Here is an 18550-nt window from a genome sequence, read left to right on the forward strand (position 1 = left end):
GTTATAAACGTTTTAGTTATACGAACGACTTTGACGATAATATGTTATAAATGGCTTTATTTCTGACATCAAGCTATATTTAACGGCGTTTCCATAAGATATTCGCATGATAAATAGAAAAGAATCATGATAGTCTATTGACATGTACGAACAACTATAATATAGTTGTTTTAAAGAGTTATTGACAAATTAGTTCAGGATATTGACGAAAAGCAGTTATTATTTTAGTCAAATGAAAGCGCTTATAATTTGTTAATAACAGAGATTAACGAAAAACTGGAGGTATAGAAAATGAAAAATTCTTTACGTGTGTTAATGATGTTACTCGTTAGTGCAGCTTTATTATTAAGCGCCTGTGCGGGGGGAAGTAGTTCAGAAGGTAGTGATGATTCTGGCGATGGAACGAAGAAGCTAACATTTATGTTCCGTGGTGGAACAGAAGAGGAAAAAGCTTATCAAAAAGCCATTGATGCTTTTGAAGAACAAAATCCAGGTGTAGAAGTTGAAATGATTGTAACGGCAGCTGATCAATATGCGACGAAATTGAAAGCAGCGATTACAGGTAATCAAGTACCGGATGTTTTTTATATTGCGCCGGGTGAGTTAAGATCTTACGCTCATAGTAATATTTTACTTGACTTAACAGAGTATGTAGAAAGTAATGATAAAATTAATTTAGATAATATTTGGCAATATGGTGTGGATAGTTACCGATTTGATGGTGAAACACAAGGGCAAGGGTCCATTTATGCGATGCCAAAAGATGTTGGACCGTTCTCATTAGGTTACAACAAGACAATGTTTGAAGAAGCAGGATTAGAATTACCAGATAAAGATGAACCAATGACTTGGGATGAATTTATTGAAGTGAACCAAGTGTTAACAAAAGATACTGATGGTGATGGTGAGATTGATCAATACGGTACTGGCTTTAATATTAACTGGGTACTGCAATCTTTCGTATGGAGTAACGGTGGAAGATTTATTGATGATACACAAACAAAAGTAACAGTAGACACACCAGAATTTGCGGAAGCTTTACAATGGTTTGCTGATCACCAGTTGAAATATGAAATTACGCCATCAATTGAAGATGCACAAACGTTAGATACGTACCAACGTTGGATGCAAGGTCAATTAGCGTTCTTCAGTAGCTCCTTGGGACTTAGCGACATTTGATACGGAATTAGATTTTGAATATGATGTTATTCCTTACCCGGCAGGTCAAACAGGCGAGTCAGCCACATGGGTTGGTACTTTAGGTATTGCGGTTGCTCAGTCAACCTCTCACCCAGACTTAGCCACAGAGTTAGTGTATTACTTAACGGCATCTGAAGAAGGCCAACAAGCGCTTGTAGATGCGCGTATTCAAATTCCTAACTTAAAAGATATGGCAGCTGATTGGGCAGCGGATGATTCAAGTATGCCAGCCAATAAAGAAGAGTATCTTCAAATCGTTGAAGATTATGGCCGCGCATTACCGGCCAATAACACGTATAATGCTGAGTGGTATGATTACTTCTTTACAAATGTTCAACCAGTTTTAGATGGTGATAAAACAGCAGCGGAGTATGTAAAAGAAGTTCAACCAAAAATGCAAGAGTATTTAGATAATGCGATTGAATTAGAGAACCAATCTAAATAACCAGTTAAAATGTTTAATGGGGAAAGAGAAGATAGTATGGTCTCTTCCCCCATTAATCCTTATAATCAGTAATTGATGTGATAACTTTCCTGATCCTAAGCAAATCTTTTTGGTAAATAAGAAAGCTTTGCTTATTATCATGGGAGGCATCAGTACTTTAATGAATTTGAGGTGAGAAACTATGGCAACGAAATTAGCCGCAACAGATAAACCAAGAAAATCAAAATTATATAAAAAAGAATCACGAGCAGCTATGCTCTTTATTTTATCACCCCTTGTCGGTTACTTGATATTTGTATTGTATCCATTTTTCTTCTCAATCTATGCATCGTTTACCAATTGGAATGGTTTAGGGACGATGAATTTTGTTGGGTTGAGTAATTATACAAACTATTAACAGATGATTATTTTATGAAATCATTATTTAATACGTTCTTTATGATGTTAGGGATTCCAATTGGCTTATTACTTTCGCTATTACTGGCGATGGGATTGAATCGTAAAATCCCTGGCACAACAGCTTTCCGTGTTATTTACTATATTCCTGTGGTTTCATCGCTTGCAGCGATTTCTGTCTTATGGCAATGGGCTTATAACGGTGATTATGGCTTGGTCAATCAATTCTTAGACTTAATTGGTATTGACGGACCAAACTGGCTACAAAATAAAGATACAGTCAAACCTGCGTTGATTATTATGACCGTTTGGAAAGGACTCGGTTATTCGATGTTGCTTTATCTGGCGGCACTGCAAAGTGTACCGAAGATGTATTATGAATCAGCCGATTTAGATGGAGCAAATAAGTTTAAAAAGTTCATCCACATCACGTGGCCAATGGTTAAACCAGTAACGTTCTTTCTTGTCATTACAAACATTATTAATGGTGCGCAAATGTTTACTGAAATTAACATCATGACACCAACTGGTGGACCGGAATTTAGTTCAGCCACTGTTGTGTTTTATATTTGGCGTAAAGCCTTTGATAATTTACAGATGGGTTATGCATCTGCCATGTCTGTTGTGTTAGGGGCGATTATTTTCATTGTTACCTTGATCCAATTTAAATTAAATGATCGATCGTCATTTGAAATTGACTAAGCATATTGAGCGGAAAAGTGATAAAGATAAGTTGAGGTGAGAAAAGTGACAGAAGCAAAAAAGAATAAACTATTTAATATACTTATATTTACGATCCTTTGTATCGGGGCCGTTGTGATGATTGCGCCCCTCCTATGGATGTTATCGACATCAGTAAAAGAAAAGTCAGATGTGTTTGCTTTACCGCCCGTATGGATTCCAGAAGTCTTTGATTTCTCTAAGTATAAAGAGATTTGGGAAGCAGGTCCGTTACTTTCAGGGATTAAAAACAGTTTGATTATTTCTTTATCTGTAACAATCGTTGGGTCATTTACATCAAGTTTAGCGGCCTTTGCCTTTGCGAAACTACGACTCAAAAATAAAAATATGATTTTCTTGTTACTATTATCGGCGATGATGATCCCGTATCCAAGTTTAATGATTCCTCAATTCTCAATGTTTGCGAGCATTGGTTGGGTTGATACATTACTACCGTTGATCATCCCGCCTATATTTGGGAACATTGTGATGGTTTTCTTCTTAAGACAATACTTAATTAATGTCCCTAATGCGGTAATTGAAGCGGCAAAAATAGATGGCACATCGTTTTTTGGAATTTTCATCCGAATCATTGTCCCACTTATTAAGCCGGCGATTGCTGCTCAGTTCATTCTTTGGTTTATGGCTGTTTGGAATGACTATTTAGCGCCGATTATCTATTTGAATTCACCAGACAAACTAACGATTCAATTAGTTATTGCAAACTTTAATGCGACCTATGCAATTCAAACAGATTATCCATTAATTATGGCTGCATCGATTATTGCCTTATTACCGATGCTCGTTATTTTCCTTGTGTTCCAGAAACAAATTATTGAATCTATTGCTATTTCAGGTGTAAAAGGTTGATACGCGTAGACGTGAAGATAACAACGATCGTTGTGTTCAAGATGTATGAACGATCGACCTCGTGTGTTTCATCGTAAATAATCAGTGACAAGTAGTGAGAAATATGCAACATCTTAGAGGAAGGAGAGGAAGCGATATGGCATCCAACTGGGCAGAAACAATGATGTCTGTACTAGATAAACTAGTGAAATTAATCTACATCAATACGTTGTGGGTGTTATTTACGCTGTTGGGTGGGATTGTTTTTGGCATCATGCCAGCCACTGCAGCGATGAATCAGTTGATTCGCCAAATGATTCGTAATGAAGAGATCGCACATGTGTTTAAAGCTTATGCCTATGAGTTTAAACAAGCGTTTGTCTCCGCCAATTGTATTGGATTAATTTTTGGTGTTGTCGGATTGTTTCTATATCTTGATTTCAATTTTTTAATTAGAATAAATCACCCTGCAGCTACAGCTTTACTTGTCGGTGTATCAGCGCTTACACTCGTGTATATTGGGATGTTACTGCAATTTTTCCACTCTTTTCTCGGTTTGAGTTATCGGTGAAAAATTATATGATCCTAACGTTTGTAATGACGGTCACAAAGCCACTTACGACGGTTTTAATGGTCGTATGGTTAGTGATTGTCGGGATTTTAACTGTTGAATTTACCGTGATGATTGCTTTATTACTCGTAGTCATGATGGCCATTGGCATCAATTGGTTAAGTATCGTTCGTATTGAAAAAGCAGAGCCGTTGTTAAAAAAGACGTCTCCATCATCCTAAAAAATCCCCATCTCAACATTAACTTGAGATGGGGATTTTTTAACCTTGTATCACTTTCACATGATACGTACGCTGTCTTGGTCCGTCAAATTCACAAAAGTAAATCCCTTGCCACGTCCCAAGGATAAGTCTACCGTTATCAATGACAATCGTCTGACTATGGCCGACGGTACTTGTCTTTAAGTGAGCGGCGGTATTGCCTTCCATATGTCGGTCAAGTGAGTGTTCCCAAGGATACACCTCATCAAGGCGCCTTAAAAAGTCGGATTTCACATCAGGATCAGCATTTTCATTGACCGTGATACCAGCTGTTGTATGCGCACTAGACACAATCACAATCCCGTCGCGAACACTTGCGTCTTTTAAGTATTGCTCAATCGTATCGGTTATCTCAATCATTTCGCTATGATGATGCGTTGGAAGTGAGAATGTTTGAAACATAGTTATCCTCCTCTCGTTTAGTAAATGATTTTAAAATATATGTTACAGATAGTATACCAAATTAACTGAATTATGTTAAAATTTAAGGAATACTGACGAGAGGATGAGTCGATTGAAAAAAGAAATTCAAACAGATAACGCACCACAAGCGATTGGCCCTTATTCACAAGCAATAGATATCGGTGATTTAATCTTTATTTCAGGTCAAATCCCATTAGACCCAGAGACGATGGAAGTCGTTGAGGGAGGTATTGTGGAACAAACAAAACAAGTCATGAAAAACTTACAGGCTATTTGTGAACAAGCGAAAGTAACGCTCGATCATGTCGTAAAGTTCACGATTTATGTAACCGATTTAAATGACTTTCAAGCACTTAATGACACCTATCGCCTATTTTTAAATGCCCCGTACCCAGCACGCGCAACCGTTGAAGTGTCAAAGTTACCTAAAGGCGTTAAAGTTGAAGTGGATGCGATTGTAAAGAAATAATGACGATAATGTCATGAATAAACATCGTGAAGATATTAAATAAGCCTGTCAGCTGACAGGCTTATTTGTCTGATAATCTTTAGCTATTTGCTTTTATTGCGCTATAAGCTATTGACCGCATACTCTGGATGACGTTTCATCGCATAAATCATAATGAGTGCGCTAATCATCAGTAAACTCGCGGTCGATAAAAAGACAGCGGAATAACCTAAGCTTGCGCTAATCGCAGCCCCAAGCATCGGACCAATCATGTTTCCAAAAAAGCGTAAGCTCGTATTATAACCTAACACTTCCCCCTGCATTTCAATCGGTGCCGCTTGTCTAATATAGGCAATCCGTAGTGGAATAACCCCACCAATAAAGATCCCCATTAAGAAACGTAAAATAATCAGTTGCCATAAAGACGTCACAAAACCGCCAGGGAAATAGACAACGGCGGCGAGGATCAACATCATCGTTAACAACTTAACATAACCGTAATGATCGCCTAAACGTCCAATGCGTCGTGAAAACAGTAAATTACCGAGTCCAGAAGCAGAAAAAGCAAGACCTGAGAAAAAGGCAAGATTCACACTCCCGTGTATTTCACCGATAAATAACGGCAAAATAGGTTGAATGCTGAAGTTCGCAATTTGAACAATCATCGACATCAACATAATCAACAGTAAGACGGGCTGGCGTAAAATGTGAAGGAGTACTTGACGTGACGAATAACGCGTCTGATCAATCGCTGAATCTTCTTGTACTTTAAATTCTTTAATCCCAAAGAGGACGAGTAAACTCGAGATAAATAACACTAAACTCAGCCATTTAAACGTCGACTGATAACCAAATAAATCGGCTAAGATCCCGCCTAGAAGTGGTCCCATTAATGTGCCGGTAATACTTCCAGTCTGAAGTGTGCCGAGCACTTTACCGGCGACGCGCTTAGATGTTTGGGTCGAGATTAAGGCTTGAGATAACGAGATAAATCCGGTAAAGACCCCCATAAATAAGCGCAAGAAAAACAGTTGGATAATCGACGTCACAAAGCCCATTAATAATAGCGATAAGCCGAGACCAAAAGCGAAGACGACTAGAATCGGCTTACGCCCAATCCGGTCGCCAATCTTCCCCCAAAGAGGTGAGAATAAAAAGGCGCTCACAAATGTGATACTAAAAATAATACCTGACCACGTTTGGACGTATTCGTCAGAAAAGTTACCTAACGTGTCAATATATAAGGATAGAAATGGTTGGACCATCGTAATGCTTCCGGCAATAAAAAAGTTCGCAAACCACATGATGCTGACGTTTTTTGTTACCTGTTGTTCTTGATTGATGATAATTCCCTTCTTTCTGAATGCTTTCGGTAAAATTATTTCGTTGCTCTAATTAATTAGCATACCGGAATTTCTATCCTTTTGGAAGGGATTTGCCCAGAAAAATGACTGTGATCGCTTACTTTTTAGGTTTGTCGTCTATCGAACAGATTTTAACGGTATTTATCAATGATTTGAGGTTACGTACTAGTGTTTTCGCGCATAATCTTCTACAATGAAGGGTACATATACGTAGCAACAGATACATCAAAGGGGAGAACCACAATGACAGAACACAATCAATCATTTGAAGAAGAACAGGAACGGTTTCATGAGGTGAAAACCGTCATTAAAAACCGTCTGAATAAATTAATGAAGCGTGTCAAACGTATTCGGACTGATGTGTTAGATTTACGGAAAGAATTTTTTGAAGATGTCACCGTCAATTTAACGGAAATGGATGATGCGATTGAGACACAAGCGAGTTTGAAACAACAGGCAGAATTCTTATCAGAGCGTGAACGTCACCATGACCAACAAGATCATACTTTTAAACAATTAAGCCGGCTTTATGATCAGCCCTATTTCGGTCGGATTGATTTTAAGGAGAGCGGGGAAAGTGAGGCAGAACCGATTTATATTGGGACATCGTCACTTTTAAAGAATAATGAAGAAGACTTCTATGTTTATGACTGGCGTGCCCCGATTGCCTCGATGTACTATGACTATCCACCTGGTGCGAGTCAGTATCAAGCAATCGATGAAACGATTACGGGCGACATGACATTAAAGCGTCAATATGTGGTGAAGCGCGGGGAACTTGAAGGCATGTTTGATACCGGTCTCACGATTGGGGACGGACTCTTACAACAAGTGCTCGGAGAAACGGCAGATACAACGATGAAAAATATTGTCGCCACTATCCAACAAGAACAAAATAAAATTATTCGCCATGAAAAAAAGAAAGACTTAATCGTCCAAGGTGTCGCTGGAAGCGGGAAGACCTCAGCAGCTTTGCAGCGGATTGCTTACTTACTCTACCGGTTCCGCGGGGAATTAACGGCGGAACAAATGTTGCTCTTTTCACCGAATCCGTTATTCCATACGTATGTCTCACGTGTGTTACCTGAACTCGGGGAAGACCAAGTCGAACAAGTCACTTTTTATCATTACCTAGAACAAGAGCTTGGTCGCCGCTTTGTGATTGAAACACCTTTTGATCAATTAGAAACCTTACTGACAGGAAAAGTGACAGAGATGAGACAAGTAAACATGCAGTATAAAGCATCACTCGCTTTTAAGGAAAAAGTCGATCGCTATTTAGAGGAGTTAAAACATCGCGGTCTTGCGTTTCGTAATATTCGCTTTCGTGACCATGTGATTGTGTCTAAACAAGAATTAACCCGTTATTTTTACAAGATGGACCAAAACGAGTCGGTTCAAGTGAGGTTACACCAATTGCGTGATTTTATTTTATCGTCATTAAAAGAAGAACAAAAGCAATTAATGGATGCCGATTGGTTAGAGGATGAATTAGAGTTATTAGATATTGATGATTATCAGGCAGCCTATGAACAAATTGAGCGTGAACAAGATACGATGGATTGGTTTAATCATGCGGAACGGGAACAACAAATTTTAAAATTGCGATTGATCAATAAATTATTTAAACCACTGCGAAATAAAATCAAACGGCTTCAGTTTGTTGATACGAAACGGACGTATATGCGACTGTTTGATCACGTTGATGAGACAGATGCGTTATTTAATCAAGTCAGACAAGAAACCCAACAACAGTTAAGTGATAATTTCCTAACGTATGAAGATGCGACGCCGTTTCTTTATTTTGAAAAAGTCTGTCTGGGTTTTGATGAACGTGGCTCAATCCAACATGTGATTTTAGATGAGGCGCAAGATTATTCATTGTTCCAACTGGCATATTTGAAGCGGATTTATCCTAATAGCCAAATGACCTTATTAGGTGATGTGCATCAAACGTTATACTTACATGGATTAAACGATGATCATGTGTTAAAGAGCTTAACGGATGCGGATGTATTAACATTAAATAAGAGTTATCGTGCGACTGAGCAGCTTGTGAACTTCTCAAAAGGACTAGCCAAACAAGATGATTACACGATTGAACCATTCGTCAGACAAGGTGATAAACCAAACATTTTTGAAGTGGAAACCGAACAGATGATGATGTATAAAATTCAGGATGAGTTACGGGCGTTTCGTGTGAAAGGCTATGAACAACTCGCGGTCATCACTAAAACAAAACAAGAAGCAAAGAAAGTGACTGAATGGCTGGACCTTCACAGCTTAGGGGCGAATCTGGTGACGGTAGAAACACATGAATTTGAACCAGGCATTAAAGTGTTACCTGTCTATTTAGCCAAAGGGATTGAGTTTGATGCGGTGATTGTTTATGACGCTTCAAAGCATCATTACTCTACCGAGCTCGACCAGTATTTACTCTATACAGCTTCGACGCGTGCGATGCATGCCTTAACACTTGTGAGTCACCAAACGGTAGCCCCTTGGTTAAACGATGTTGACCCGTCAACCTACCAACACCATAAAATTATGGAAATTCATGCGCCGAAAAAAGGCGATGCCTAAACCGTTTATACGAAAAAAGCGTCCCAAAAGTCATGATGACTTCTGGGGCGCTTTTTACATAAGCAATAATAAACTAAGAGCCATCACAATCATACCAGCGACAAGACCATAAATCGATTTATGGGTCTCATCATACTTTTCGCAGCGGGCAGTAACTCATCAAGTGAGATAAACACCATAATCCCTGCCACGGCCGCAAAAATAATTCCAAATAACCCGTCAGATAGAAAAGGCATGAGAAGGAAGTAGGCGATAATAGCACCAGCTGGTTCAGCAAGACCTGAGAGAAATGACAGTTTAAATGCTTTCTTCTTACTCCCAGTCGCAAAATAAATCGGCACAGAAATTGCAATTCCTTCGGGGATATTGTGGATGGCGATCGCAATCGCAATCGGAATACCGAGGCCCGGGTCCTGCAAGGTGGCGGTAAAAGTCGCGATGCCTTCTGGGAAGTTGTGAATCGCAATGGCCAAGGCAGTGAAGGTTCCCATTTTCATTAAATGGCCTTGTTGTTTAGCTTTCTCTGCTTCTTTTTCATCCATATCTTCTACGCGGCGGATTTCGTGGGGGTTACCTTGCTTCGGAATGAATTTATCAATCAGTGTAATTAACAACATCCCACCAAAGAACCCTAAAACGGTATACCATGCCCCGAGTTTTCGCCGAATTCAATAGTCAATGATTCTTGGGCTTTCGGGAAAATTTCAATCATGGAAACGTAAATCATGACCCCGGCTGAAAAACCGAGTGAATAAGATAAAAATTTAGTGTTCGTTGTTGATGTGAAAAACGCTAAAATACTTCCAATACCGGTCGCAAGACCAGCGAATAATGTTAAACCAAATGCTAATAATAGGTTGTCCAATGGCTTGTCCTCGCTTTCAAACTCATAATTATTTCACATAAAGTGTCTCTCACTCTAAAAAGTTGCGTTAGGGCAAAATTAATCTTATCCAAATTATAAACGCTTATTTTTAAAGATGCAAGCGTTAATGAACAAAAAATGACTCATAAGTTAAAATATTAGAATCTAAAGAAAGTAAGCGCTATACTGAAACTAACAATAAAGGAGGACATATGATGACACTACAAGAAACAACTGAATTACATAATGGTATAAAGATGCCAGTGTTTGGCTTAGGTGTGTATAAAATTCCTGATGAACAACAAGGCATGGAAGCTATCACGTATGCGATTAAGTCGGGGTATCGCTTAATTGATACCGCGAGTTTATACGATAATGAACAAGCCGTTGGTGCGGCCGTGAGACAGTCAGGTATTGATCGCGAGGATATTTTTGTCACGTCAAAAGTGTGGAACACTGACCAGGGATACGAGGAGACATTAAAAGCTTTTGATACGACATTAGACAAACTTGGCTTTGATTATCTTGATTTATATCTCATTCACTGGCCGATGCCAAAACAAGATAAATTTAAAGACACGTGGCGTGCGCTTGAGAAACTGTATGAAGACAAGAAAGTACGGGCGATTGGCGTGAGTAACTTCAATATCAATCATTTAGAAGATTTAAAAACAACCGCGAAGGTTTTACCGATGGTTAATCAAGTCGAATGTCACCCACATTTAAATCAACAGACCTTACGTGATTACTGTCAAGCAGAAGGCATCAAAGTCCAAGCATGGTCTCCGCTTAAACGTGGCGATCTGTTTGAGGTTGATTCGTTAACCGAAATCGCCAAAGCGCATAAAAAGTCAGTTGCCCAAGTGATTTTACGCTGGGATTATCAACACGGTATCTTAACCATCCCCAAGTCCGTAAACAAAAGTCGGATTGAGGAAAATGCAGATATTTTTGACTTTACCTTATCAGAACGAGAGATGGCACAGATCGATGCGTTGCATAATGGTGACCGGACAGGACCGAACCCAGAAGAATTAAATGCGTAAAGTCTAACACATAGACTTTTAATACCGGGTGATTTCGGGTAAACAATAACTATGAGTGAAAATGAGACAGACCAAAAAAGATGAGGAACAATCGTTATAAGGAGGATTTTTTATGTTAAAAGATTTAACGAGTACGACAAAGCTAGCTAACGGTGTAGAAATGCCGTGGGTCGGTCTTGGTGTCTTTAAAGTAGAAGATGGACCTGAAGTAAAACAAGCCGTCATTGATGCGATTGAGAGTGGTTACCGCAGCATTGATACGGCAAGTGTCTATGGCAATGAAACTGGCGTTGGCGAAGCACTAAAAGCGGTCGATGTCCCAAGAGAAGAATTATTCATCACATCAAAACTATGGAACGCTGACCAAGGATATGACTCAACGTTAAAGGCGTTTGAAGCAACGTTAGAACGTTTAGGACTGGATTACCTTGATTTATATCTCATTCACTGGCCGGTGCCAGAGGCGAATTTATACGAAGAGACGTGGCGGGCGTTTGAAAAATTGTATCAAGAAAAGAAAGTGCGAGCGATTGGTGTGAGCAACTTTAAAGAGGAACATTTAAAAACATTGATTCAAGGGTCTGACATTACACCGATGGTGAATCAAGTGGAGTTTCACCCGCACTTAACACAAGAACCATTACGACATTTCTGTCGTGACCATAACATTCAAGTAGAAGCATGGTCCCCGCTTAAACAAGGTCAACTTTTCGATAATGACGTTTTAAAAGAAATTGCGGCCCATCATAATAAATCAGTCGCTCAAGTACTCGTGCGCTGGGATATTCAAAGTGGCGTCGTAACAATTCCAAAATCAACAAAGGTCCACCGAATGAAAGAGAATGCGGATGTATTTGATTTTGAATTGACACATGATGAAATGAAGAAGATAAATCAGCTAAATAAAGATGAACGGGTAGGGCCTGACCCATCTACATTCAATAAACGATAACTATGTAAGAAGACAAACGCTCCCTTAGGTGTGATTACCTAAGGGAGCGTTTTTATCTATGTCACATTAAAATGACGTGATTATTTAGGTCCAACAACCTGATCAATTTGCTCAACCGATAGTAGCTAGCAGCGTCACGGTCTAAAATGACGGTCACGTTGTTATGACGGTGTAAAATAGATGCAGGGAAATCAGGTGTTTCTTCGCCATTTACAAGGCGTTGAACGGCTTCTTTTTTACTGTCGCCAGAAGCAAGTAGAACGATTTGTTTACTTTCCATAATCGTCTCAATTCCCATCGTAATAGCATGTGTTGGTACGTCATCAATCGAATCAAAGAAACGAGCATTGGCAACACGCGTTGACTCGTCAAGTTCAATGACGTGTGTTCTTGTATCAAACGGCGTACCAGGTTCGTTAAAACCGATATGACCGTTAACACCAAGACCAAGGACTTGCAAGTCAATGTCGCCATGACGGTGCATGTTTTGTTCATAGTCAAGACATGCTTGTTCGTGATTATCAGTATTGCCGGGTGGGACAAACGTTTCATTTTGATCAATATCAACATGGTTAAACAAGTGTTCATCCATAAAGTGGTGATAACTATTCGGATCTTCTTTACCCAATCCGATATATTCGTCTAAGTTAAATGTCGTGACATCTTTAAATGACACGTGTTTTTCTTGATAAGCTTTAATAAGCGCCTGATACATACCTTCTGGTGTTGAACCAGTCGCCAGGCCAAGAACTGGCTTGTCGTTGTTGTTGATAGTGTTAATCACTAAGTCTTTCGCATAGTCACTTAAATGGTCATAATTTTGACAAACAATAATATTCATTAGAAATCCCCCTCATATGCTACCACACCTTTGGTGATGGTTTTGTGTAAGTGTAAATCTTGATCGATGATTAACAGATCGGCATCTTTACCTACTTCTATTGAACCTTTACGGTCAAAGACTCCAAGCTGACGAGCTGGATTGACAGAAGCCATTTGGATAATATCTTCAAGCGTCGTCCCGTCTAAATCAAGCATACGTTTAGCGGCATCAATCATTGGTAGAACACTACCTGCGAGTGTGCCATCATCCAGTGTGGCTTTGTTGTTTTTTACGTGCACGGTTTGACCACCAAGGGTGTAAGTGCCATCTTCCATCCCTTTTGCGCGCATCGCATCGGTAATTAACATTAATCGATCACTGCCGACGTTATTGTAAATCAGTTGTAACATCTCTGGAGACACGTGAATCCCGTCTGAAATCAGTTCGAGCTGTAAGTGTGGCAGTAAGAAGCTCGCCCCAACTAATCCGACATCACGGTGATGAATCCCGTTCATTTGATTACATAAGTGAGTCACTTGATTGACCCCATATTTAGTCGCTTGTTTGGCTTCTTCGAATGAGACATCGGTGTGTCCCATTGAAACGTTGACGCCAGTTTCTCTTAACGCTTTAACAAAGGCGCCGTCTGTGTCTTCTTCAGGTGCCATTGTGACTGTTTTAATTTTGTTGCCACTAAGCGTTTGCCAACGTTTAAATAAGTCAAGGTCAGGCTTTATAATATGTTGCTCAGGCTGCGCGCCTTTTTTTACGACATTCACAAATGGTCCTTCTAAATGGACACCGAGTAGTTCAGCTGTCTGAACAGCTGTATCGGTATTCTTAGCGTGAATTAAGGCTTTCTCAATCGCCTCCACACTTTCAGTCATGGTTGTCGCAAGAAACGACGTCGTCCCTTCTTTCACGAGATGTTTAGCCATTTCTGAAATAGCTTTTGGATCATCATCCATCGCATCATATCCATTCGCTCCGTGAATATGGCTATCAATAAAGCCAGGGATGACGGATAAGCCGCGTGCGTCAATGATCGCATCATCTGAGTCATCGATATGGCAGATGTTAAAATGGCAGTAATTTTCCCGTCTTTAATGACTAAGTCACCGGTGAGGGTCTCATTCGGTAAATATAGTCGGGCATCTTTAATATACATAGACAAAACATCCTTTCTAATAGAGTTTATCCGCAGTAAAGGCGGTAATTTCTTCTCGTCGCGTTTTTGCTTCCGCTTTATGAAGCTGAATATAGGTCATGCATAAGGCATCAATCACAAACAGTTGAGCAACTTTACCTGAGAGCGTCCCGCGTTCTAACGGATGCTCTTTCACATGGGTTAGGATCGTGTCATCACTCACTTTCGTGAGAGGTGATTTTAAAAAACCAGTCAAACTGACCACATGTGCCCCTTTCTTTTTGGCGATAGCGGTACTTTCAATCAGCGACTTTGTGCTACCGCTTAAGCTGATCGCCATTAACAGCGTGTCGGCTGTCGCATTGGCTGCGCGCATAATTTGTGTATGGGTATCGGTGACGACATCGATATTTTTACCGACGCGCATCAGTTGGTTTTGAAAATCAAGCGCCGCAATGCCTGAGGCACCGATGGCAAAAATCACGCTCTCTGTTTTCTCATCAAGAAGTTTTGCCACGTTCTGTAGTTGAGATTGATTCAATAGATCGTGATTGGTCTCGATAGAGTCAATCATCTCGTTTTTTACACGGGTATACATATCGGTTTCTTTTGAGTCATCGATGGGTTGTTCTTTCGCAAGGTCAAATTTAAACGCCTGAAAGCCGCTATAATGTAACTTTTTAAAAAATCGCAAACTCGTGGCTTCGGCAACTTTAGCTTGTTCACTGAGCTCCGAGAGCGAGTGGTAAACAACTAAATCTAAGTGGGCCAAAATATACTCATATAACTTGAATTCTGATTTGGTGAATTGATTTTTTAACAATTCCAACCGCCGGGAAGCGGGAATGGATGTGTAATCTTCCATATCATCACCCTTTCTTATGATCATTATACCAAAATGATAGTTAACTATCAAATATAATTTTAAAAATGATAGTTAATAATCAAAACAGGGGATGTTTATTCTTTTTTAAAGTGATAGAGGTTTGGTTATCGATGCTTCGGTGAATACTTTACTGTAGTGAGTATGAAAATAGGTGATAATTAGTCCGTTTAAACTAAGTGTTCATTCCTTCTTAAGGAGAAATAAAAGACAAGCAGGAAAAGATTCGTTATACTAAGAATTAGATTATTAAATTAGGAGTGGATGACAACCATGGGAATAGCTGTTGTAGCGTTGGTGATTTTAATCTCACTGAACGCCTTTTTTGCAGCATCAGAAATTGCGTTAGTATCATTGAATGATAATAAAGTAAAACGAATGGCGGAACGAGGCGATAAAACTGCCCAAGCACTTGATAAACTGCTGTCACAACCGGGAGATTCCTCGCGACGATTCAAATTGGGATTACGCTTGCGGGTTTCTTAGCAAGTGCGTTCGCGGCGGATGTATTTAGTGAGCCGCTAGCCGTGGCACTCAGAGGTTTTTACCGTTATCTTTAAATGTACTTGAGACGCTAAGTTTAGTTATTGTGACAATCATTTTGTCATATATGACGTTAGTGTTCGGTGAACTTGTACCAAAACAAGTCGCGTTGAAACGAAAAGAGAAGGTCGCGAATTTTGCGGTCAAGCCGATTACCTTATTATTTAAGGTTAGTTTACCCGTCGTAAGGATTTTAAACTTTTCAACCAATACGGTCTCACGGTTATTTGGCGTCGATCCTAATGACGAAGACGAAGATGTGACAGAAGAAGAAATTAGAATGATGGTGGATATTGGTGATGAAAAAGGTACGATTGAATCGAGTGAAAAGCGTCTGATTCATAATATCTTTGAATTCAATGATAAAGACGTTTCAGATATTATGACGCACCGCACCGAAATTGAAGCGATTGATGTCGAGTCATCATTTGAAGAAGTGATTGAGATGATTAAAGAACATCGTTATACGCGTTTCCCAGTCTATAAAGAAGACTTAGATGAAATTATTGGTGTCCTGCATACAAAAGACTTAATTGTCATGATAGAGGCGGATAAAACCCAGTTTAATTTAGCCGATATTATGCGTAAACCATATTTTGTGATGGAGCATCAATCAATTGATACTTTATTAACAGATATGCAGAGGGAGAACATCCACATGGCCATTATTGTTGATGAGTATGGCGGAACCGATGGTTTAGTCACACTAGAAGATCTTATTGAAGAAATTATCGGAGAGATTTCTAGTGAGCACGGACGTAGTGTTGATGACGATGAGGTATTGAAGCATTCCCATCATGAAGCAACCGTTAAGGGGACCATTCATTTAATCGATTTAAATCATCTATTCGGTCTAGAGTTACCGGTTGATGAATTTGAAACACTGAATGGTTTTCTTACCGACTATATCGGGTCAATCCCGGATAACCATTATAAAGAACCGATTCATTATCAAAACGTTCAGTTTGATATTTTGTCTGTGTCTGATAAGCGGATTGAGGAAGTATATGTGAAAGTAGACCAAGAACAATCTTCGCATATTCATCACGAAGGCAAGGAAGAAAAAGAAACAATCAATGATGAATCCTAATAGAAAAAGCCAAGCCCCATTTAATTAAAGGGCTTGGCTTTTTCGTATATTTACTCGTTGCGAGCGTTTATGTGGGCTGTTGGTGCGCGTTTAAATACACGTTGCAACAAGGCGCCTTTTTTTACATACAACAAGATAGCTATTAACGCCCCAGTGGCACTGCTGATCAAGAAACCAGGCACAAAAAAGAATAACGGTAACAACTCGCCTGTCAGTAACTGACTGATTTGGCGTGAGACAATTGCCGCAATCAGACCGGTTCCGATGACCTCGCCCAAAGCAGCGGCGTAAATGGACGGTTTCATCCGGTAACATAGCCAGCGAAACAAGCGCCAATCATCCCGCCAGGAAAAGCAAATAGCGTCCCGATTCCCAACAAGTTTCGCAGTAAGGCAACAGTGAAACTGACGGTCACCGCCCGTTGAGTCCCGTAAAAGACAGCGATGATGACATTCAATAGATGTTGAATAAACAGCGCGCGATAAGGACCGAAGCTTATCGCTAAAAAAGTCGAACCAATGACACCAATGGCGATAAAAATCGCAGTTTCTGTCAAAATGCGGGTTTTAAACATAAAAAAATAGCCTCCTTTCATCGTGGTAATATACGATAAAAGACAAGACCTGACGTTACTACTTCCCTCCGCTAGTACGAACTAGATCAGGTCAATAAGGGTCAAAAACATGTGTTTTCTCTCAGCTATGTGGGCACCCCTAGTAGTCTTTTAAAAGTATGATGTTTGACTTCACTTTAACATAGTCACGGTAAATAATCGACTGAAAATTGAGACATTGTGTATGTATCGCACAGACGTGTAATTCATGCTATACTGATTCTTAATATCGATGCGGAGGGATAAAGATGAGACAACCAAAAGCGATTTTTTTAGACATGGATGGAACGTTATTACGTGAAGATAATTATGTCAGCGAAGAAACGATGACGACAATTCAACAAGTCAGAGCGAAAGACATACCGGTCTTTATCGCGACGGGTCGTGGGCAAAGTGAGATTTTAACCCGGGCACCGTTGGATTTGAAGTTGACGGGATTATTAGTTCAAATGGCATGACGGGTTATTTAGGAGAAGAATTACTTTTCCAACATACGCTTGATTTTCCACTTGTGAAAGACGTCATCGCGGCCGCTCGTGAGCTAAATATCTATTATGAAGTCTTCCCAACGACAGGTGAAGGTGTTGCGTTAAAACAAGACCAAGCGATGTTAAAAGCGGAAATTTCAGGTGAGAAACCAGCTGATATTTTAGGTAGTGAATGGAATGAGCGTGTTGAAGCGATTGGTGGTGGCATTACCTGGGTTGATGAGGTGAAAGATATTGGTTACTCAAAGTTTTATTGTTTTAGTAAAGATGCCTCTAAGCTAGATCAGTGGAAAGCGCGATTAAACGAGATTCATGCACGTTATCCGTTCTCAACCTCTTCTTCAACACCCGCAAATGTTGAAATTATGGTGACAGAGAAAAATAAAGCGACAGGCATTCAAGCTGTTTTAACGAAACTCAATATCGACCCAGCGGATATTTTAGTAATGGGTGATAGCTTTAATGACGTGCCGATGTTTGAATATGCCGGTTTTAGTGTCGCGATGAAAAATGCTCCTGATGAATTAAAAGCGATGACCGATGATGTGACGCGGTTGACAAATGATGAAAACGGGGTTAGTGATTACTTAAACACACATATTTTGTCGTCATGATAAACAAATAATGGAAGATGTATAAGCTTATGAATTGGCGTAAGCGTTTCTACCTGAGTGACCGTAAATCACTGGACTACATCGATTGTATGTTTAACACCACAGGTGTATCCAATCGATGGGTACACCTGCGGTGTTTTTTCTTTAGCCAAATACAAAGCAAAATAGAAAGTCAAAGATCATAAAGTGCTGAAGAGAAGTAAGAAGTAAGAAAACTAGAAAAGAAT

15 protein-coding genes, 5 pseudogenes and 2 riboswitches are annotated in these 18550 nt (G+C 39.7%); of the genes and pseudogenes, 12 read left to right on the top strand and 8 right to left on the bottom strand.

The window, feature by feature from the left end; genetic code table 11:
* The first annotated feature begins 291 nt into the window (after positions 1 to 291).
* The 5 genes and pseudogenes from JCM19043_RS05005 to JCM19043_RS05025 all read left to right on the top strand — a co-directional run bounded on the left by JCM19043_RS05005 (position 292) and on the right by JCM19043_RS05025 (position 4402).
* Positions 292 to 1645, top strand: a pseudogene (locus tag JCM19043_RS05005) (sugar ABC transporter substrate-binding protein).
* A gap of 181 nt (positions 1646 to 1826) precedes the next feature.
* A pseudogene (locus JCM19043_RS05010) lies at positions 1827 to 2743 on the top strand (carbohydrate ABC transporter permease).
* Positions 2744 to 2788: 45 nt separating this feature from the next.
* A complete protein-coding gene (locus JCM19043_RS05015) occupies positions 2789 to 3631 on the top strand; it encodes a carbohydrate ABC transporter permease (RefSeq protein WP_062320545.1) in 843 nt (280 codons plus the stop codon).
* 136 nt (positions 3632 to 3767) lie between these two features.
* Entirely contained in the window at positions 3768 to 4181 is a 414-nt protein-coding gene (locus JCM19043_RS05020) for a YesL family protein (RefSeq protein ID WP_062320547.1), read from the top strand.
* Positions 4182 to 4207: 26 nt separating this feature from the next.
* On the top strand, positions 4208 to 4402 hold the full coding sequence (locus JCM19043_RS05025; RefSeq protein ID WP_156321339.1) for a hypothetical protein: 195 nt from the start codon (positions 4208 to 4210) through the stop codon (positions 4400 to 4402).
* 39 nt (positions 4403 to 4441) lie between these two features.
* On the opposite strand, the gene JCM19043_RS05030 is transcribed toward JCM19043_RS05025, so the two are convergent.
* Positions 4442 to 4843, bottom strand: a complete 402-nt coding sequence (locus JCM19043_RS05030; RefSeq protein ID WP_062320551.1) for a secondary thiamine-phosphate synthase enzyme YjbQ — start codon at positions 4841 to 4843, stop codon at positions 4442 to 4444.
* A gap of 112 nt (positions 4844 to 4955) precedes the next feature.
* Between JCM19043_RS05030 and JCM19043_RS05035 the strand changes: the two genes are divergently transcribed.
* Positions 4956 to 5333, top strand: a complete 378-nt coding sequence (locus JCM19043_RS05035) for a RidA family protein (protein WP_062320553.1) — start codon at positions 4956 to 4958, stop codon at positions 5331 to 5333.
* A gap of 101 nt (positions 5334 to 5434) precedes the next feature.
* Here JCM19043_RS05035 and JCM19043_RS05040 read toward each other — a convergent pair whose 3' ends face one another.
* Positions 5435 to 6616: an MFS transporter gene (locus tag JCM19043_RS05040; RefSeq protein ID WP_062320555.1), complete on the bottom strand. Its 1182-nt coding sequence runs from the start codon at positions 6614 to 6616 to the stop codon at positions 5435 to 5437.
* 303 nt (positions 6617 to 6919) lie between these two features.
* On the opposite strand from JCM19043_RS05040, the gene helD reads away from it, so the two are divergent.
* Positions 6920 to 9259 (top strand): RNA polymerase recycling motor HelD, encoded by a 2340-nt coding sequence (gene helD / locus JCM19043_RS05045; RefSeq protein ID WP_062320557.1) that lies wholly within the window; start codon positions 6920 to 6922, stop codon positions 9257 to 9259.
* A gap of 54 nt (positions 9260 to 9313) precedes the next feature.
* Here the strand turns inward: helD and zupT are convergent.
* Positions 9314 to 10124: pseudogene (zupT, locus tag JCM19043_RS05050) on the bottom strand (zinc transporter ZupT).
* A 215-nt stretch (positions 10125 to 10339) separates the two neighbouring features.
* Here zupT and JCM19043_RS05055 point away from each other — a divergent pair.
* Positions 10340 to 11170: an aldo/keto reductase gene (locus JCM19043_RS05055; RefSeq protein ID WP_369813765.1), complete on the top strand. Its 831-nt coding sequence runs from the start codon at positions 10340 to 10342 to the stop codon at positions 11168 to 11170.
* Between the two features lie 112 nt (positions 11171 to 11282).
* Positions 11283 to 12122, top strand: a complete 840-nt coding sequence (locus JCM19043_RS05060) for an aldo/keto reductase (protein WP_062320561.1) — start codon at positions 11283 to 11285, stop codon at positions 12120 to 12122.
* 61 nt (positions 12123 to 12183) lie between these two features.
* Here JCM19043_RS05060 and nagB read toward each other — a convergent pair whose 3' ends face one another.
* From nagB to JCM19043_RS05075, 4 genes are read right to left on the bottom strand one after another with little or no spacing between them, the layout of a single operon-like run.
* Positions 12184 to 12963 carry a glucosamine-6-phosphate deaminase gene (gene nagB, locus JCM19043_RS05065; RefSeq protein WP_062320563.1) on the bottom strand — a complete coding sequence of 260 codons (780 nt, stop codon included), beginning with the start codon at positions 12961 to 12963 and terminating at the stop codon, positions 12184 to 12186.
* On the bottom strand, positions 12963 to 13964 hold the full coding sequence (gene nagA, locus JCM19043_RS05070) for an N-acetylglucosamine-6-phosphate deacetylase (RefSeq protein ID WP_369813779.1): 1002 nt from the start codon (positions 13962 to 13964) through the stop codon (positions 12963 to 12965). The genes nagB and nagA overlap by 1 nt, the downstream gene beginning before the upstream one ends.
* On the bottom strand, positions 13865 to 14113 hold the full coding sequence (locus JCM19043_RS18650; RefSeq protein WP_369813766.1) for a hypothetical protein: 249 nt from the start codon (positions 14111 to 14113) through the stop codon (positions 13865 to 13867). Before JCM19043_RS18650 ends, nagA begins: the two co-directional genes overlap by 100 nt.
* Positions 14114 to 14129: 16 nt before the next feature.
* Positions 14130 to 14957, bottom strand: coding sequence for a MurR/RpiR family transcriptional regulator (locus JCM19043_RS05075; protein WP_062320565.1), 828 nt, complete (start codon positions 14955 to 14957; stop codon positions 14130 to 14132).
* 282 nt (positions 14958 to 15239) lie between these two features.
* Between JCM19043_RS05075 and JCM19043_RS18655 the strand changes: the two genes are divergently transcribed.
* Together JCM19043_RS18655 and JCM19043_RS05080 are read left to right on the top strand one after the other, a co-directional pair.
* The gene (locus JCM19043_RS18655; RefSeq protein ID WP_369813767.1) at positions 15240 to 15461 is read left to right on the top strand and encodes a CNNM domain-containing protein; all 222 of its coding nucleotides are present in this window, start codon (positions 15240 to 15242) and stop codon (positions 15459 to 15461) included.
* Positions 15462 to 15585: 124 nt separating this feature from the next.
* Positions 15586 to 16608: a hemolysin family protein gene (locus JCM19043_RS05080; protein WP_369813768.1), complete on the top strand. Its 1023-nt coding sequence runs from the start codon at positions 15586 to 15588 to the stop codon at positions 16606 to 16608.
* Between the two features lie 50 nt (positions 16609 to 16658).
* Here the strand turns inward: JCM19043_RS05080 and thiW are convergent.
* Positions 16659 to 17203, bottom strand: a pseudogene (gene thiW, locus JCM19043_RS18660) (energy coupling factor transporter S component ThiW).
* A gap of 25 nt (positions 17204 to 17228) precedes the next feature.
* Positions 17229 to 17333, bottom strand: a riboswitch (TPP riboswitch).
* A 166-nt stretch (positions 17334 to 17499) separates the two neighbouring features.
* Between thiW and JCM19043_RS05095 the strand changes: the two are divergent.
* A pseudogene (locus tag JCM19043_RS05095) lies at positions 17500 to 18323 on the top strand (HAD family hydrolase).
* Positions 18321 to 18422, top strand: a riboswitch (purine riboswitch). (Overlaps the previous pseudogene by 3 nt.)
* Positions 18423 to 18550 lie beyond the last annotated feature (128 nt).

Origin of the sequence: Halolactibacillus sp. JCM 19043 (assembly GCF_001310395.1) — a bacterium.
In the GTDB taxonomy this organism is placed as follows: domain Bacteria; phylum Bacillota; class Bacilli; order Bacillales; family Amphibacillaceae; genus Halolactibacillus; species Halolactibacillus miurensis.

Coding starts and splice junctions, on each gene's coding strand:
- JCM19043_RS05020 (WP_062320547.1), top strand. CDS start 3,768: ATGGCATCCAACTGGGCAGAAACAATGATGTCTGTACTAGATAAACTA.
- JCM19043_RS05025 (WP_156321339.1), top strand. CDS start 4,208: ATGACGGTCACAAAGCCACTTACGACGGTTTTAATGGTCGTATGGTTA.
- JCM19043_RS05030 (WP_062320551.1), bottom strand. CDS start 4,843: ATGTTTCAAACATTCTCACTTCCAACGCATCATCATAGCGAAATGATT.
- JCM19043_RS05040 (WP_062320555.1), bottom strand. CDS start 6,616: ATGTGGTTTGCGAACTTTTTTATTGCCGGAAGCATTACGATGGTCCAA.
- helD (WP_062320557.1), top strand. CDS start 6,920: ATGACAGAACACAATCAATCATTTGAAGAAGAACAGGAACGGTTTCAT.
- JCM19043_RS05055 (WP_369813765.1), top strand. CDS start 10,340: ATGACACTACAAGAAACAACTGAATTACATAATGGTATAAAGATGCCA.
- JCM19043_RS05060 (WP_062320561.1), top strand. CDS start 11,283: ATGTTAAAAGATTTAACGAGTACGACAAAGCTAGCTAACGGTGTAGAA.
- nagB (WP_062320563.1), bottom strand. CDS start 12,963: ATGAATATTATTGTTTGTCAAAATTATGACCATTTAAGTGACTATGCG.
- JCM19043_RS18650 (WP_369813766.1), bottom strand. CDS start 14,113: ATGTATATTAAAGATGCCCGACTATATTTACCGAATGAGACCCTCACC.
- JCM19043_RS05075 (WP_062320565.1), bottom strand. CDS start 14,957: ATGGAAGATTACACATCCATTCCCGCTTCCCGGCGGTTGGAATTGTTA.
- JCM19043_RS18655 (WP_369813767.1), top strand. CDS start 15,240: ATGACAACCATGGGAATAGCTGTTGTAGCGTTGGTGATTTTAATCTCA.
- JCM19043_RS05080 (WP_369813768.1), top strand. CDS start 15,586: ATGACGTTAGTGTTCGGTGAACTTGTACCAAAACAAGTCGCGTTGAAA.